This is a genomic window from Pedobacter terrae (genome assembly GCF_900100705.1).
GTDB classification, from domain to species: Bacteria; Bacteroidota; Bacteroidia; order Sphingobacteriales; family Sphingobacteriaceae; genus Pedobacter; species Pedobacter terrae.
Map to the genome: position 1 here is coordinate 166,493 of NZ_FNCH01000007.1, position 16,436 is coordinate 182,928.

Annotated in this window: 13 protein-coding genes; 10 read left to right on the top strand and 3 right to left on the bottom strand. The window is 38.8% G+C overall.

Annotated features, from left to right (window positions below):
- The first annotated feature begins 92 nt into the window (after nucleotides 1-92).
- Complete coding sequence (locus tag BLR60_RS11095) at nucleotides 93-2,528, top strand: TonB-dependent receptor (RefSeq protein ID WP_090499722.1); 2,436 nt, start codon at nucleotides 93-95, stop codon at nucleotides 2,526-2,528.
- A 149-nt stretch (nucleotides 2,529-2,677) separates the two neighbouring features.
- Here the strand turns inward: BLR60_RS11095 and BLR60_RS11100 are convergent, their stop codons facing one another.
- Nucleotides 2,678-3,898, bottom strand: a complete 1,221-nt coding sequence (locus tag BLR60_RS11100) for a metallophosphoesterase (RefSeq protein ID WP_167354722.1) — start codon at nucleotides 3,896-3,898, stop codon at nucleotides 2,678-2,680.
- Between the two features lie 269 nt (nucleotides 3,899-4,167).
- On the opposite strand from BLR60_RS11100, the gene BLR60_RS11105 reads away from it, so the two are divergent.
- Nucleotides 4,168-4,614, top strand: a complete 447-nt coding sequence (locus BLR60_RS11105) for an RrF2 family transcriptional regulator (RefSeq protein WP_090499724.1) — start codon at nucleotides 4,168-4,170, stop codon at nucleotides 4,612-4,614.
- Nucleotides 4,615-4,855: 241 nt separating this feature from the next.
- On the opposite strand, the gene BLR60_RS11110 is transcribed toward BLR60_RS11105, so the two are convergent.
- Complete coding sequence (locus tag BLR60_RS11110) at nucleotides 4,856-5,224, bottom strand: type II toxin-antitoxin system VapC family toxin (RefSeq protein WP_090499726.1); 369 nt, start codon at nucleotides 5,222-5,224, stop codon at nucleotides 4,856-4,858.
- Between the two features lie 2 nt (nucleotides 5,225-5,226).
- Nucleotides 5,227-5,457 carry a hypothetical protein gene (locus BLR60_RS11115; RefSeq protein WP_090499728.1) on the bottom strand — a complete coding sequence of 77 codons (231 nt, stop codon included), beginning with the start codon at nucleotides 5,455-5,457 and terminating at the stop codon, nucleotides 5,227-5,229.
- A 705-nt stretch (nucleotides 5,458-6,162) separates the two neighbouring features.
- Here BLR60_RS11115 and BLR60_RS11120 point away from each other — a divergent pair.
- The 8 genes from BLR60_RS11120 to cobA (BLR60_RS11155) all read left to right on the top strand — a co-directional run bounded on the left by BLR60_RS11120 (nucleotide 6,163) and on the right by cobA (BLR60_RS11155) (nucleotide 16,160).
- On the top strand, nucleotides 6,163-8,253 hold the full coding sequence (locus BLR60_RS11120) for a HEPN domain-containing protein (protein WP_090499730.1): 2,091 nt from the start codon (nucleotides 6,163-6,165) through the stop codon (nucleotides 8,251-8,253).
- A 137-nt stretch (nucleotides 8,254-8,390) separates the two neighbouring features.
- The gene (gene cobA / locus BLR60_RS11125) at nucleotides 8,391-9,161 is read left to right on the top strand and encodes a uroporphyrinogen-III C-methyltransferase (RefSeq protein WP_090499732.1); all 771 of its coding nucleotides are present in this window, start codon (nucleotides 8,391-8,393) and stop codon (nucleotides 9,159-9,161) included.
- The gene (locus BLR60_RS11130) at nucleotides 9,145-10,656 is read left to right on the top strand and encodes a TSUP family transporter (RefSeq protein WP_090499733.1); all 1,512 of its coding nucleotides are present in this window, start codon (nucleotides 9,145-9,147) and stop codon (nucleotides 10,654-10,656) included. The genes cobA (BLR60_RS11125) and BLR60_RS11130 overlap by 17 nt, the downstream gene beginning before the upstream one ends.
- 2 nt (nucleotides 10,657-10,658) lie before the next feature.
- A complete protein-coding gene (locus BLR60_RS11135) occupies nucleotides 10,659-11,360 on the top strand; it encodes a phosphoadenylyl-sulfate reductase (protein ID WP_090499735.1) in 702 nt (233 codons plus the stop codon).
- A 92-nt stretch (nucleotides 11,361-11,452) separates the two neighbouring features.
- Nucleotides 11,453-12,358, top strand: coding sequence for a sulfate adenylyltransferase subunit CysD (cysD, locus tag BLR60_RS11140; RefSeq protein ID WP_090499738.1), 906 nt, complete (start codon nucleotides 11,453-11,455; stop codon nucleotides 12,356-12,358).
- 143 nt (nucleotides 12,359-12,501) lie between these two features.
- Complete coding sequence (locus BLR60_RS11145) at nucleotides 12,502-13,752, top strand: sulfate adenylyltransferase subunit 1 (RefSeq protein WP_090499740.1); 1,251 nt, start codon at nucleotides 12,502-12,504, stop codon at nucleotides 13,750-13,752.
- Nucleotides 13,753-14,081: 329 nt separating this feature from the next.
- Entirely contained in the window at nucleotides 14,082-14,546 is a 465-nt protein-coding gene (locus tag BLR60_RS11150; protein WP_090499742.1) for a hypothetical protein, read from the top strand.
- 819 nt (nucleotides 14,547-15,365) lie between these two features.
- On the top strand, nucleotides 15,366-16,160 hold the full coding sequence (cobA, locus tag BLR60_RS11155; protein WP_090499744.1) for a uroporphyrinogen-III C-methyltransferase: 795 nt from the start codon (nucleotides 15,366-15,368) through the stop codon (nucleotides 16,158-16,160).
- Nucleotides 16,161-16,436 lie beyond the last annotated feature (276 nt).

A 16,436-nucleotide genomic window follows, 5' to 3' on the forward strand; every position in this document is an offset into this window, starting at 1 on the left:
ATTTAAAAAAGTAAATTTTTTATTTGGATTTAATCTAAATAAGTTATTGCTTTGCGCAAAAAATAATTACTATACACGCCAAATAAATAAGAATGAAAAATCTATACTTAATCGCAATCCTCATCGGTGGATTTATTTTCACCGGTAAAGCGCAAACGGTTACCGGAAAGGTAATGGGCGAAACGGCTCCACTTGCGGGAGCAAATATTAAAGTTGAAGGTAAAAATGCTTCAGCAACCACGGCTGCTGATGGTAGTTTCGACCTAAAGTTAACCGAAGGTTCCTTTCAATTACAGGTTAGTTATGTAGGGTATACCACCATACTACAGAAAGTGAGTTTGAATAAAGATCAGACTGTTAACCTAACACTTTATTTAAGTCCTACCGCTAACATGCAAGAGGTTGTGGTGGTTTCATCGCGTAAACCAACCAAAATAAGTGAGATACCGGGTACCGTTTGGGTAGTTGATGGTGCAAAAATTCAGGAACAGGCCAGAGCCGGAATCCCACTTAAACAATCTTTGGCGCAATTGATTCCGAGTTTGGATGCCGGGCCCGAAGGGCGTACCAATTACGGACAGAACCAGCGTGGCAGAGATGCATTGGTGATGATTGATGGCGTTTCGTTAAACAGCACCCGTGGGGTAAGCCGTCAGTTCGAATCAATCGATCCGTTTAATATCGAAAGAATTGAAGTTTTATCTGGTGCAAGTGCTGTTTATGGCGGCGGTGCAACAGGCGGTATCATCAATATCATTACTAAAAAAGGGCAGGATAGTCAGCCCAGTTTTACCACACAGGTTGGTGTACGCAGTGGTTTAAAAGAAAAAAGCGATCATGATGTACGCGTAGCACAGGCCATTTCCGGCGGTAGCAAAGATTGGAACGGGCGTATTGGCATGGCTTTCCAAAAAAACAATGCAGCCTATGGTGCAGATGGAAAACAGATTTTTACTGATATTACCCAAACCGATTTACAGTATAACCAATCGTTCGATTTTTTCGGAAGTACCGAATTTAAATTGACGGATTATCAAAAACTATCGGTGAATGCCCAATATTACAATTCGGGTTACCGTGGAGACAAAGACCTTTTCCTGGGCGCAAATTATGGGGGATTATTATCCAATCCAGCACTCTTAGAAATGAGAAATGGTTATTCATCAGATGTTGATCCAAAAACAAGCAGAGCCAACATTAATGTGAATTATCAGGCAAGCGATATTTTGGGCGGACAAACATTGTATGTACAGGCAGCTGCAAGGAATGAGCAGTTCAGCTTTCACCCATTCCCGGGGCAAGCAGCTATACCACAGCGCCTTTACAGTGGATCATCTATCCAGAATACCAACTACAGTGCTTTAAAACTCGTATTGAATAAAGATTGGAACAGACTGAATCTTACTTATGGTATTGATGCAGATAACGAGAATTTTAATGCACAGCAAGCCTTGTTCGATAGAGCTAAAGCATTTGCTTCTGGTGGTTTAACCAATTCTACAGTGGCTACTATTGCACGTTACCCAAACTTTAGGGTAAATGGTTTATCTGGTTTTGTACAGGCGCAGGTTAAAGTAACCGACTTTTTAAGCCTGTCGGGAGGTGTACGTCAGCAACGTATGTTTGTTAAAGTTGGCGATTTTGTAGGTACTACTGCTTCTGTACCCTTAGCTTATGGCGTCGGCAGAACTGCTACAGCCATTGCTGGTGGTGAAAACCATTACGATGTAAACTTATTAAATGGAGGTTTGGTATTTAAAATTAATGCAGCACAACAAGCATGGGTTAATTTCTCGCAAGGGTTTAACTTAGCAGATCCGGCTAAATATTACGGACAGGGTACGTATACTTTAGTGGGTAATAACTATAATTTAGGCAACTCGATCAACGTTGGAAGTTCTCCTTTAACTGGTATTAAAACAGCACAGTACGAAGCAGGTTACCGTTACCGCACAGGTGTATTTAATGCACAGGTAGCTGGTTTTTATGCCTTATCTGATAAAAACGTAAAAACCAACAGTACATTTAATATTGAAGTTTTCGATGAAAATGTAAGAAATTTAGGTGTTGAAGGTTCATTATCATTAAACCTGAAAAATGGTTTCGAAGCTGGCGTAAACGGTTTGTACATCAAAACACAAAAACAAAATGCCGATGGTACCTGGTCATTGCAGGATGTAACTGTTGCAAGTCCATCAAAAATTGCAGGTTATTTGGGTTATAACGGAAAAGTTTTTGGTATAAAAGCCCAGGCTTTTCATTCATTTGATTCGAAAGGTTATGCTACAGTTGCAAATGTTGTGGTACAAAATGAGCTAAAGGGTTTTACCACTGTTGATTTACTCGGATTGGTGAAGTTATTTACCGGAAGTTTATCATTTGGTGTACAAAACCTGTTGAACAAAAACTATCAGACCCTTTGGAGCCAGCGCTCGGTATTTTTGTACCAGGCTTTGGCTAAACCTGAAACGTTTTATTATGCTGGCCGCGGCCGTACGTATAATTTAACATATACGCTTAATTATTAGGTTAGATTTTTTCGGTCGTCATTTCGAGCGAAGTGCAACGAAGTCGAGAAATCTATCTAAATAGATCTCTCTCCCGAACGTTCGGGACTGTGCTCCAGTCGAGATGACGACCTTTTCGTTAGAAAAAATTGTAGGCGATGAGGATTATCTTATTTCCGCTTCAACTCAATCACCGTAATCTCTGGCCAGATCCCAATCCGGCCCGAAAAGCCAAGAAAACCGAAACCTCTGTTTACATTTAAATACCTGCCATTTTCGGTTTTAATACCTGCCCAATGTTTGTAACGGTATTTTACCGGACTCCATTTAATTCCAAAAGCTTCTATGCCGAACTGCATGCCGTGGGTGTGTCCGGCTAGCGACAATTGGATTTTGGATGGGTAATTTTTTACCTGTGCATCCCAATGAGAAGGATCATGCGATAACAGGATTTTAAAATCATCGACATTTGTATTTTGCAACGCTTTGTTTAAGTCGCCTCGTTCTCCAAAACCAATTCCCCAGTTTTCTATTCCTGCCAATATGATTTTTTCGCCATTCTTATGGAGCTCTATATGTTCATCTAATAAAAGTTTAAAGCCAAGTTCTTTATGATAAGCTTTTAACTGGTTTAGATTTTGGATTTTATCTGCTTCAGAAGACCATTTGATGTAATCGCCATAATCATGGTTTCCTAGAACTGAAAATTGTCCGAATGGTGCTTTAATCTGTGAAAAATGCCCGATATAGGGCACAATCTCAGCAGCTGCATTGTTCACCAAATCACCGGTAAAAACAAATATGTCGCTTTTTTGCGCGTTGATCATATCTATCCCTTTTTGGACCGCTTTTGGGTTGGTAAAACTTCCGGCATGCACATCAGAGATTTGCGTTAAGGTAAAACCATCAAAGCTTGCAGGCAGATCATCAAAATATAAAGTGTGCTTAATCACCCGGTAAGCGTATTTTCCCTGAGTAATGCCGTAAGCAAACAGGGCAATGGTTAGACAAAACATTATAAAGGCAAAATCTACCCAATAATTGTTACGGGCAGTCATATGGAATCCGCCAGGTTCAAAATTTGTAGCTAACGCCATTAATAAACGGAAGATATCGCCGAGCAGCAGAAAAAAGGCAAATACAATCTCTGCGGCGAAAATAATCAGAAAAGCGTGACTGACGATCTGGAAAAACTTATTGATGCCCTGAATCCGCATTTGCTGAATGGCAAAAAATAAGGCAAAAGTTAAACCGATAATAAATACCCAAAAAATTGGACTTAATAAACTAGATTGATTGATGGTACCCAGGCCAGATAACACATAAGCGTTGAGGGCAAAAAATATAATTGCAACTATCAGAAGCGGCAATAGATTGAGTTTTCTTTTCATTATTAAAATCTGTAATTCAGAATAGGGGGCAAAAATAGAATTTAAACGCAGAGAATCATCTACTGTTACGATGGCTGGTTATTTTTACGCTTCTTTGATTAATGTCGATAGTTCAGCGCCGTGTCCTGCTGAACTTGTTCAGCATCTTTTATGAGTAGGGAAGATCCTGAAATAAATTCACGATGGCGACTGTTTATACAATTTATTGTGTAATCAACTTCCTGTTGCAGATTTTATAATTTACTTTCTTTTATTAGCTTTGTACAAATATGCTATCCAAAAAAACAAAATATGCCATAAAAGCGCTTGTTGCGCTGGGTAAAAATTTAGATAAACCGCCAATGCAGATTTCGAAAATTGCAGAGGAGGAGCATATTCCCAAAAAATTCTTAGAGCAAATACTGCTTGATCTGCGTAATGCAGGCTTTTTATACAGTAAAAAAGGTGCCGGAGGTGGTTATAGCCTCAACAAAAAACCGGAAGATATTTTATTGGTGCATGTAATGCGTGTAACTGATGGCCCGATTGCCATGGTTCCATGTGCAAGTTTAAACTTTTACCACAAGTGTGATGAATGTGTAGATGAGAAAACATGCGGAATCAGAAGTGCTTTTATTGATGTAAGAGATGCTACGCTTAAGGTTTTAACCGAAACCAGCATTGCAGATGTAATTGGCCGTGAGGATAATCTGAAAATCGGTATCGTTAATTTATAGTCTTTTCTGTAATATAATCTATCATGCTGAACTCATTTCAGCATCTATTACGATGTGGTTTAGACTATCCGGATTTTTTTTGGAAATGGAAGTTCAGTTTCTCATAGAGGTTTCAGTCCCGCTTTCCGTTTTATTCCGATGAAGGATCGGAATGTCCACTTCAATCGGGTTTATTTAACAGAGATGGTAGCACCATTCTGGTTTTTATAATGATTCTCAAATTAAGATGACTACCAAAGATTTAACGAATGGGATTAATACATTTTAATTTTTTAACTCGTTCAAAGTCGCTTAAATTGCGGGTATAGATTTCGAGGTTATGTACTAAAGCAGTAGCTGCAATAAGACTATCACCAAGTTTAAGATTATACTTTTTCCGAATTTCAATAGCCTTATCAAATATGTCTTGATCAGGAAGAATGATTGGTGCATATTCAAAAATATCCTTAAAGTACTTTTCTTCCTCTTTTTTCAATGCATGATAACCGAGGACTTCTACACGAGATATTTCTGATACCATGCAGGATTCGTCAATAATTAACTCCCTTAAATATTCGTACTCATTTGAATATGAATAAATAATTAAATTACTATCTAAAAGAAAAGCCATACCTATGAAAAAGGCAATTCACGGTCAGAACGTTGATGTTGTTGCCATTCAGCCGCATCGTCAAAAGACGAAGATGTCGTAGCTTTAAAATTAAGAATACGGTTTTTAAGATTAACCTTGGCTGAATTATTAAAATCAATATTTTTCTTTTCAATAATCACATTTAACTTCTTAGCTAAAGCAATAATCTTAGCGAGACTTTCTTCGTTATTTGATTTTAAAATAAGTTCCATGCTGAAATATTATGATGAGATATATACAAAACTACTAAAAATAAAGTTTTCAGTATATCAAAATCGAAGTAAAAACTTTCTTTCTTGACCCTTATTTTTAGCGTTTAGCTAATATCTACATCTTCAGGGTACATATATAATATCCTTCCTAAGTTTCAAGTTGGCATAAGTAGAGGCTAAATCGATAGTCGAATAACGCGATCATCCGCATCAGGGATTGTAAGGGTTCAGTCCGATCCTTCATCGGTACCGGAGCGAAGCGGAGCCCTGTAAAGCCCGACCTTTGCGTAGCTTAGGTGACGCCCAAATCAGTTGGCAGTTATCAGTTGGCGGTTATCAGTTGGCAGTTAGCAGTTGGCGGTTATCAGTTGGCTGTTATCAATTGGCAGTTAGCAATTTGTAGCTCGCCGTTTTAAAAAAATAGCATTTTATAAAGATCCTGAAACGAGTTCAGGAAGACGCTTTGAGGTAAAGTATCTAGGAATTTAAAAACAGGATATAAATTTTTCATAATAAATTACTACTATTCCTATATACTTTATATATTTGGCATATAAATTTCAGTTTTATACCTGGTGATTTATCCGCTATTACAATGATTAGCTGTTCTAAACACGACATTAGCGGACTACAGATCTGAAGTATAAAATATGGAATGCTTCTCGGTAACGTGGAGGCATTTTAAGAATAAAGCTAACAACGCATATGCAAAGTTTCAGAACCGAACTCGAAAATCCGATTGTCGAGCAGGACATTATCGATTTAGAGAATAAGATTAAAGCTTTCAGAGATGGAACCATTCACGACGAAAAGTTTAGAAGCCTACGTTTGGCGCGCGGTGTTTACGGACAAAGACAGCCTGGTGTACAAATGGTGCGCATTAAATTGCCTTTTGGGAAGGTAACTTTTAAACAGTTGTTGCGCATTGCTGATATTGCGGATGAATACGGAAGTGGCAATTTACACCTAACAACGCGTCAGGATATTCAGATTCATTATGTGAGTTTAGACCGCACACCAGAGCTTTGGGCCAAACTGGAGCAAGATGATATTACGCTTCGCGAGGCCTGTGGAAACACGGTACGTAATGTAACTGCTTCTCCAAATGCGGGAATAGATGCAGAAGAACCTTTTGATGTTTCGCCTTATGCCCAAGCAGTATTTGCATACTTTTTGCGTAACCCAATTTGTCAGGAAATGGGTCGTAAGATTAAAATATCCTTTTCTTCGAGCGATAGAGATACAGCATTTAGCTACATTCACGATTTAGGTTTTATCCCTAAATTAAATGAAAATGGCGAACGTGGCTTTAAGGTTCTGTTTGCTGGTGGTTTAGGTGCACAACCTTTCCTGGCCAATGCTGTTCACGAATTTTTACCTGAAGATCAGTTAATCCCTTTTACCGAATCTGTTCTTCGTGTTTTCGACCGTTATGGCGAGCGGACCAACCGTAACAAAGCACGTTTAAAATACCTGGTTCAAAAACTAGGCTTGGAAGAAGTGCTGCGTTTGGTAGGCGAAGAGCGTATCGCGAACAAAGTAAAAACCTTTAAAATAGATACTAATGCTGTTCCACAGCCACTATTGCCATTAGCCCAGGATTATCCGGAGGTGGAAATATTGAATGAAGCCCATTATAAACACTGGCTAGCCACCAATGTAATCGAACAAAAGCAAGTCGGGTTTTATGGCGTTTATATTAAAGTTCAGGTAGGTGACATCAAAACAGATAAAGCAAGAGCATTTGTTGATGCCATCAGATTATATGTGGCTGATGAAATCAGGATTACGCAAAACCAAGGCTTGCTGTTAAAGTTTGTACGTAAGGAAGCATTACCGTCTCTATATACCGCTTTAAATAAAATCGGTTTTACCACAGCCGGTTTTGATAGCTTAGCCGATATTACCACTTGCCCTGGAACGGATACCTGTAATTTAGGTATTTCGAACTCAATGACACTTGCTGAAGTTTTGGAAGAGGTAATTTATACCGATTTTCCGGAGTTTATTTACGAGAAAAACATCAAAATCAAAATCAGTGGTTGCATGAACTCTTGCGGTCAGCATGGCCTTGCTGAAATTGGTTTTCACGGAAGTTCGGTAAAAGCCGAAGGCAAAGTTGTGCCGGCTGTGCAGGTAATGTTGGGTGGCGGTACGGTTGGTAACGGTGTTGGCCGTGTTGCTGAACGTGTGATTAAAGTGCCATCAAAAAGAGCAACAAGTGTTTTACATTATATTTTAAACGATTTTAAAGCCAATAACCTGACTGAAGAAAGCTTCCACCAATATTATGATCGAAAAGGTAAAGATCATTTTTATCAATTGTTAAAACCGCTAGCCGATTTAACGAACCTGCAAACAGAAGAATTTGTAGACTGGGGGCATGTTGAAGAATTTGTAACCGCTATTGGTGTTGGAGAATGTGCAGGTGTGGTGATCGATTTAGTGGCTACTTTATTATTAGAAGCAAATGAGAAATTCGGCTGGGCAAAGCAAAATTTAGATAATGGTGCTTATGCGGATGCGATTTACCATACCTATGCAACTTTTGTAAGCGCTGCAAAATCATTATTGTTGGATAAAGGTGTAAACAGCAGTACACAAGTTGGCGTAATCCGTGAATTTGATAGCCATTATGTAGAAACAGGCGAATTTAATTTACCAACCAATTTCTCTGACCTGGTTTTACAAATCAATAAAAATGAACCAACGGCTGAATTTGCAAAGAAATATTTTGAAGAAGCCAATCAATTTTTAAATCAGATTAAAGAAAAAAGAGCGGCATTAGCGAAATGAGATTTGAGACAATAGATTTGAGACAATAGATTTGAGATAATAGATCTGAGACAAAAGATATGAGATTTGAGAACTGCAGATGCCATGCGCCGAACAGCTCTTTATCCGGTTTTCAAATTCAATAATTAAAAAGAAACATGGTTAATCAAAATATAGAATCAAGAATTACCCTGCTAGGCGCAGGTCCTGGCGATCCGGATCTATTAACGTTAAAAGGGGTGAAGGCTTTGCAAACTGCTGATGTGGTGTTGTATGATGCTTTAACTAACGAAGCTTTATTAGCGCATGCTCCGGCAGCCGCCATTAAAGTTTATGTAGGAAAACGTTCAGGTGAACATTCCTATCCACAGGATACCATCAATAAATTAATGATTGATTATGCCTTAAACTATGGTCACGTAGTGCGTTTAAAGGGTGGCGATCCATTTGTATTTGGTAGGGGATATGAAGAGTTGGATTACGCTGCATCCTATAGTATTCCTGTAAGTGTAATTCCGGGCATTTCGAGTTCGATCGGTGTGCCGGGTTTACAACAGATACCGGTTACGCACCGCGGCATGAGCGAAAGTTTTTGGGTCATTACCGGAACCACCACTTCCGGCGAAGTTTCGGCCGATATTTATCAGGCCGCACAATCAAAAGCTACTGTTTTAGTGCTGATGGGACTTAAAAAACTTGCAAAAATTGTAGAGATTTTTAAAGCTGCAGGCAAACATAATTTACCGGCTGCGGTGGTGCAAAATGGATCTGCGACGGATGAAAAATTAATTGTTGGTGTAGTTGAAACCATAGCAGGTTTGGTGCAGCAAGAAAATATTAAAGCACCTGCTTTATTAATTTTTGGAGAAGTTGTATCATTACATCCATCATTCAAGAAACTAATTAAACAATATGCAAGTATTGCCTAGCCAAATTAATAATGCAACGTCTTTTTCTGAAGAAGAAAAAGGCAACCAGCTTTTCCCGGTTTTTATAAAGCTGAACAAGCTGCGTACATTATTAATTGGTGCTGGTAATATCGGCTTAGAGAAATTAACGGCAATTGTAAATAATAGTCATAGTGCTACCATTACTATTGTGGCAGAGCAGGTTTCGCCTGAGGTTTATGCACTTGTTGCAAATTATCCGCTGATAAAAGTTAAGCAAAAAAGTTTTGACGTAGATGACCTGAACGATATTGATATCGTTTTTGCTGCAACCAATAACTACATTTTAAATGAGGAAATCAGAAAGGTTACGCACGAGCGTGGTTTGTTGATCAACGTGGCTGACAAGCCGGAACTGTGCGATTTCTATTTGGGATCTATCGTTCAAAAAGGCGATTTAAAGATTGCCATTTCTACAAATGGTAAATCGCCAACCATCGCCAAACGGTTAAAGCAGATTTTAAACGAAGGTTTACCAGCAGAGCTGGATGAAACCTTACAAAATATGAGTGCCTTACGCCAAACCTTAAACGGCGATTTTTCTGCAAAGGTTAAAAAACTGAATAAGGTTACCAAAAGTTTAATTAACCCAAAGAAAAGTTTTGCCGAGCAGAATATCAAATGGTTAATCTGGGTAGCATCGGTTTTATTGATTGGGGCTATCGGATTTTCTTTGTGGAATACCGAGCCAGAATTTCAGCATTTTTTAATCAATATAGATCCATTGTTTTATTGGTTTTTAGGCGCTGGATTTGTATTTGCATTAATAGATGGAGCCATTGGGATGTCGTACGGGGTTACCACGGCATCGTTTTCGCTGGCGATGGGTTTACCTCCCGCATCAGCCAGCATGGCTATCCACATTTCGGAAGTGATGAGTAACGGAATTGCAGGATGGATGCATTACCGCATGGGCAATGTAAATTGGAAATTATTTAAAATTTTAATTCTTCCTGCCATAATCGGGGCTGTTTTAGGTGCCTACATTCTCTCCTCATTAGAACATTACAGCAGTTATGTTAAACCGGTTGTTGCTGTTTACACGCTATTTCTGGGGGCTGTTATTTTAATGAAAGCTTTTAACATCAAAAGAAAAAAAGCCGATCAAAAAATCAAAAAAATTGGTTTATTGGGTTTTGTTGGTGGTTTTATCGATGCAGCATTTGGCGGTGGCTGGGGATCGATCGTATTATCCAGTTTAATTGCCGGTGGCAGGCACCCATTATTTTCTTTGGGTACGGTAAAAATCAGCCGCTTTTTTATTGCCACGTTAAGTTCGCTTACCTTTTTTACGATGTTGGGTGGCAAACACTGGGAAGCTGTTGTGGGTTTAATAATCGGTAGTGCAATTGCATCGCCAATAGCCGCAAAAGTATCCAACAAAATTTCTGCAAAAACCATTATGGTTGCTGTGGGGATTATTGTGATGATTGTAAGCTTACGGAGTGTAATTATGTTTATTTTAAAATTAATTTAGTGATGGGGAACTTAGAGGAGATCAAAACAACTCTAGTAGGTTTAAGTACAATTGATAAACTGAAATTTTTGGCAGAGCAATATGCCGGCCGTATTATATTTTCGACCAGTTTTGGCTGGGAAGACCAGGTCATTACCCACTTAATTTTTGCCAATAATATTCCGATTAAGGTTTTTACTTTAGAAACCGGACGTTTATTTCCGGAAACCTATTACGTTTGGAACCGTACATTAGAAATTTACAACAAACCCATTCATGCCTATTATCCACAAAACGAACTGTTACAGGATATGGTAAATACAAAAGGCCCCAATAGCTTTTACGAATCGGTCGAAAACAGAAAAGAATGCTGTTACATCCGTAAAATAGAACCTTTAAAAAGAGCATTGGAAGGGAACGAAATCTGGATAACAGGCATTAGGGCAGATCAGAGTGCCAACCGCGAAGATATGCACGATTTAGAATGGGACGAAGGCAATCAGTTGATTAAATTCCATCCTATTTTCGATTGGACGCTGGATGATGTAAAAACTTATATTCAAGAGAACAACATTGTGTACAATACTTTGCACGATAAGGGTTTTCCCAGCATAGGATGTGCGCCGTGTACAAGAGCCGTGCAGCCAGGGGAGGATTTTAGGGCTGGAAGATGGTGGTGGGAAGACCAGAGCAAAAAAGAATGTGGTTTACATGCCGCTTCGTGATGGAAGAAGTGAAATGGAAGATGGAAAATGGATGTAACCTTTCAACTTTCAAACCTTCCAACAATTAACAACAACAAAGACAACACTTAATAATGAGTACATATAATTTTGATTATTTAGATGAACTAGAGGCTGAGGCTATTCACATTTTACGTGAAGTAGCAGGTCAGTTTGAAAAACCGGCGCTGTTATTTTCAGGTGGTAAGGATTCAATTACTTTGGTTCGTTTGGCAGAAAAAGCTTTCCGTCCGGGGAAATTTCCTTTTCCTTTGGTGCACATAGATACCGGCCATAATTTCGAAGAAACCATTACATACCGTGATCAAATGGTAGAGCGGATTGGAGAAAAACTCATTATTGGGTCGGTTCAGGAATCTATAGATCAGGCAAAAGTAGTAGAGCAGACTGGTAAGAATGCCAGTAGAAATGCCTTGCAGACGGTAACTTTACTTGATACGATTGCTAAATACCAGTTTGATGCCTGTATTGGTGGAGCACGCAGAGACGAAGAAAAGGCCAGAGCAAAAGAGCGTATTTTCTCTGTTCGTGATGAATTTGGTCAATGGGACCCGAAACGCCAACGTCCTGAACTTTGGAACATTTACAACGGTAAAATCCACAAAGGAGAAAATATCCGTGTATTTCCGATCAGTAACTGGACAGAATTAGATGTTTGGAATTATATCCGCAGGGAGAAAATAGATTTGCCAAGTATTTATTTCTCTCACGAACGCGATTGCATTACCCGCAATGGACAATTGATGGCGGCTTCTCCGTTTTTAAATATGGATGATGAGGACGTTGTCGAACGCAAACAGGTTCGTTTCCGCACAGTTGGCGATATGTCTTGCACCGCCGCGGTAGAATCGGATGCCTTTCTAATTGATGATATTATTTCAGAAATCAGCGCTTCCAAAATTTCAGAACGTGGTGCACGTTTAGATGATAAAGTTTCTGAAGCCGCAATGGAAGATAGAAAAAAGGGAGGATATTTTTAAGGAGAGACGTGAGATTTTAGATGTGAGATTTGAGAACCTTGCATCTGTCTAATCTCATATCTATTATTTTAAGGGTGACGTGAGATTTTGAGAATCTTGCATCCGTCTCATATCTATTATCTCATATCTCAAATCTAAAAAAAATGAACATATTAAAATTTTTCACAGCAGGCAGTGTTGATGATGGTAAAAGTACCTTAATCGGCCGTTTGTTATACGATACAGATTCTATTTTAGCCGATCAATTAGAGGCTTTGCAGCGCTCTAACCGCAAAAATGATGATGGAACAATAGATTTAGCTATTTTGACAGATGGTTTAAGGGCAGAACGCGAGCAGGGTATCACCATCGATGTAGCTTACAAATACTTTCAAACGGAAAAGCGTAAATTTATTATAGCCGATACCCCGGGTCATATTCAATATACCAGAAATATGGTTACGGGTGCTTCCACCGCTAATTTAGCCATTATATTAATCGATGCCCGTAACGGTGTGGTAGAACAGACCATCCGTCACTCTTATATTGTTTCCTTACTGGGCATTAAACATGTGGTGGTCTGCATTAATAAAATGGATATGGTTGATTATAGTGAAACCGTTTACAGTTCAATCATCGGTAAATACAAAATCCTTGCACAACAGTTAAAACTGGCTGATGTCACTTATATCCCGGTGAGTGCCTTAAAAGGCGATAATGTGGTGCAGGCATCCGAAACCATGCAGTGGTATGAAGGTGAAAGTCTGTTACATTTTTTAGAAAAGGTAGATACTGATCATTTAGACCGATCACAACTGGCGCGTATGCCTGTACAATGGGTGGTTCGACCTCAAACAGAAGAGCTGCACGATTACCGCGGTTATGCCGGTCGCATATTAAGTGGAACCTTTAATGTAAATGATAAAGTTACTGTCCTTCCTTCAGGAGCAAGCTCTGTTGTAGAAAAGATTGAGTTTTTTGATGAAACCCTTGATGCAGCACACGCTGGTCAATCGGTTATTATCCACTTAAAAGATGACGTAGATATCAGCCGTGGCGATACCATTGTAAATGCATCGGCCTTGCCACAGGAAACAAAACTGATTGAGGCCGATCTCTGCTGGATGGATACCCGTGCATTGGATACCTCGATTATGTATAACATTCAACATAACAGCAAGGTTACTAAATGTAAAATTAGCGAAATTCTGCATAAGGTAGATATCAATACCCTAGAGAAACATGCCGCAGAAGTATTTAAACTGAATGATATCGGCCGTGTGATTGTGAAAACCGCTGATGCTTTAGCTTTTGATTTATATGATGATAACCGCGCAAATGGTTCAGCAATTTTAGTGGATACGCGTACTAACTTAACTGTAGGCGCACTGATGTTCAGGGCTGCGGTGGAGTAGGGTATAAGATGTAAGATGGAAAAATGTAAGATGTAAGAGGGAGAATGTGAGATGGAGGATGGCGAATGGATGATAGAAAAAGTCAAATTTTTAATTCAACTCATTGATCCTAAAATCCTGCGATCCTGGAAATCCTGATGTAGAGAACCACAACCAAATATAATCATGGAAAGCTTTAGGTAAGACTTAAAGTGAAAGCAATTTCAACGGGGCACCAAATGGTAGTCCCGTTTTTCGTAAAAGGGTTTTTGTATATTTAACTTATGGAAATGATTCAAATTTTTCATCTCTTTATTATATTATAAAAGGAAATCCAAATCCCAAACCATATGAAAAGAAATCTTTTGTACTTCGTTTTTGCAACTGTTCCATTTGTTTTTGCCTGTAACCAATCAGATAAAAAGGCTGATACCGCAAAAAAGGATTCGGTAATCAATCAAACCTGTTATGCTGCTCTTTTTGAAAAAGACAGTGCAGCTATGATCGTGAAAACTATGGCATCTGGTAAAGTAACCGGTTCATTACTGGTAAAGTATGCTGACAAGCCTCAAAATAACGGGAAGATAAACGGTAAATTTAATGGTGATACTTTACTGGTCGATTATCGGTTTAACACGGGTAACGATACTACAAAGGCATTTACCAATCCATTGGCATTTTTAAAGAAAGATGGTAAACTCATTATGGGGGTTGCGCAGATTGAAACCACGTTGGGTAGATCGTATTTCGTAAAAGGGAAACCCATTAATTATGAAGCAGGGAAGTTTACCTTTTCAGAAGTGAATTGTAAATAAACCTAATTTGTCATCCTTAGGAATAATTTATGATATAAAAATTAATATTATTGACAGATAAAATTTAATTAGGTAATATCCATCAAGAAATCGTCATTCCCAACTTGATTGGGAATCTCCACATGCGCGAGAATGACGATCGAACTAGTGGACTCTGTCAATGGTAGCGCAGCGAAGGATCTTTCATTCCAAAGACTCTGGTCTTAGCGTCCCGCTACGACCTTGTTTAGCTTTTTTTCTTTGGAAGCATAAAAGCACGGAGATATTTTCTATCGTGACCCGTCACCCTAATTTATTTCAGGGTCTACCTTGTTAATATCTCAATATAGTGTCTGGTCTTAGTGTCCCGCTAAGACCTTGTTCAGTTTTTTTGCCACGGAGGTACAAAGGCACGGAGATATTTTCTATCGCGACCCGTCACCCTGAATTTATTTCAGGGTCTACCGTGTTAATATCTCATATCTGGTCTTAGCGTCTCGCTAAGACATAATTTTATTTCCCGTTCATATCTGGTCTTAGCGTCTCGCTAAGATCTAATTTTTATCTGCCGTTTTCCTGCTGCAGGCAGGCAATCTTACAACTATCGCTAGTAGCGAGCGCTTTAAGATTGCTTCGTGCCTCGCAATGACGATCTTTCTATTGGGCTGTCAATGGTAGCGGAATCGAAGGATCTTATTAAGCTAAAAACCACTTTTATAAAGATTCTTCACTTCGTCCAGAATGACAAAGAAAATTATTTTACAATAAATTACTATAATTCCTATAGACTTTATATATTTGTTTTGTTGACAAACGTATAACAAGCTTAAATTATCTGTTATGATTTTGAATAAAGTAGAAAAAGCGAACATTGAACCAAGAATTACTTTAATAGGTGCAGGTCCTGGTGACCCGGATTTATTTAGTTTAAAAGGGGTTAAAGCATTAAAAACAGCTGATGTTGTTTTGTATGATGCAAATGTGAACGAGGCTTTATTGTGTCATGCGCCAGATGGTATCCCGAAGGTTTATGTGGGCAAACGTTCTGATGATGAATCATTCTCTCAGGATGCGGTGAACAAGCTCATTGTTGATTATGCTTTAAACTATGGCCATGTTGTACGTTTAAAAAGTGGTGATCCGTTTTTCTTTGCAAAAGGATATGAAGAAATAGATGTAGCAGAATCTTACAGTATTCCAACTGAAATTATTCCGGGTATTTCGAGTGCTACTGGGGCACCAAGTTTGCAGAAGATCCCAATGATTTATAAAGATCTGAGCGAAAGTTTCTGGGCGGTAACCGGAACAAATGCCAAAGGAGAAATTTCTGAAGATTTATACATTGCTGCGAAAACGAAAGCCACCATTGTTGTTTTAAACGGGATTGAAAAGGTTAAAGAGATTGCGGCTATTTTTCAGGCAGAAAATAAAAATTTGTTGCCAGTAGCGGTAATTCAAAATGGTTCTACACCAGAAGAAAAAATTGCAGTAGGTATTGTTGATACCATAGCTGAGGTTGTTGAAGATAAAAAAATAACGGCTCCGGCTTTATTGGTTTTTGGCGATGTAGTATCGTTACATCCTCAATTTCAACCCATCCGCGATTTTTACGAGATTATCGCCGAAGAATATTAGATATTAAACCAAAAAATATATTTGTTTTGTTGTTAAAAACCGCTTATGGATTTAAGCGGTTTTTTTTTGTTTTTTATCCCCCGCAGATTTAAGATGATCATCGCTGAAATTTATGTTTCCTACGTTTGACAGGAACCAACTTTGTTTTTAAGCCTGATTGGAGCGGAAGCCCGGAGCGCAGCGAGGACTTATAGCGTAAAGCAGGGCTACAGGCCGCCACAAAGAACCAAACATTCACTTTTTAATCAAAAAAATATCTGACTTTTATCTCTCCAT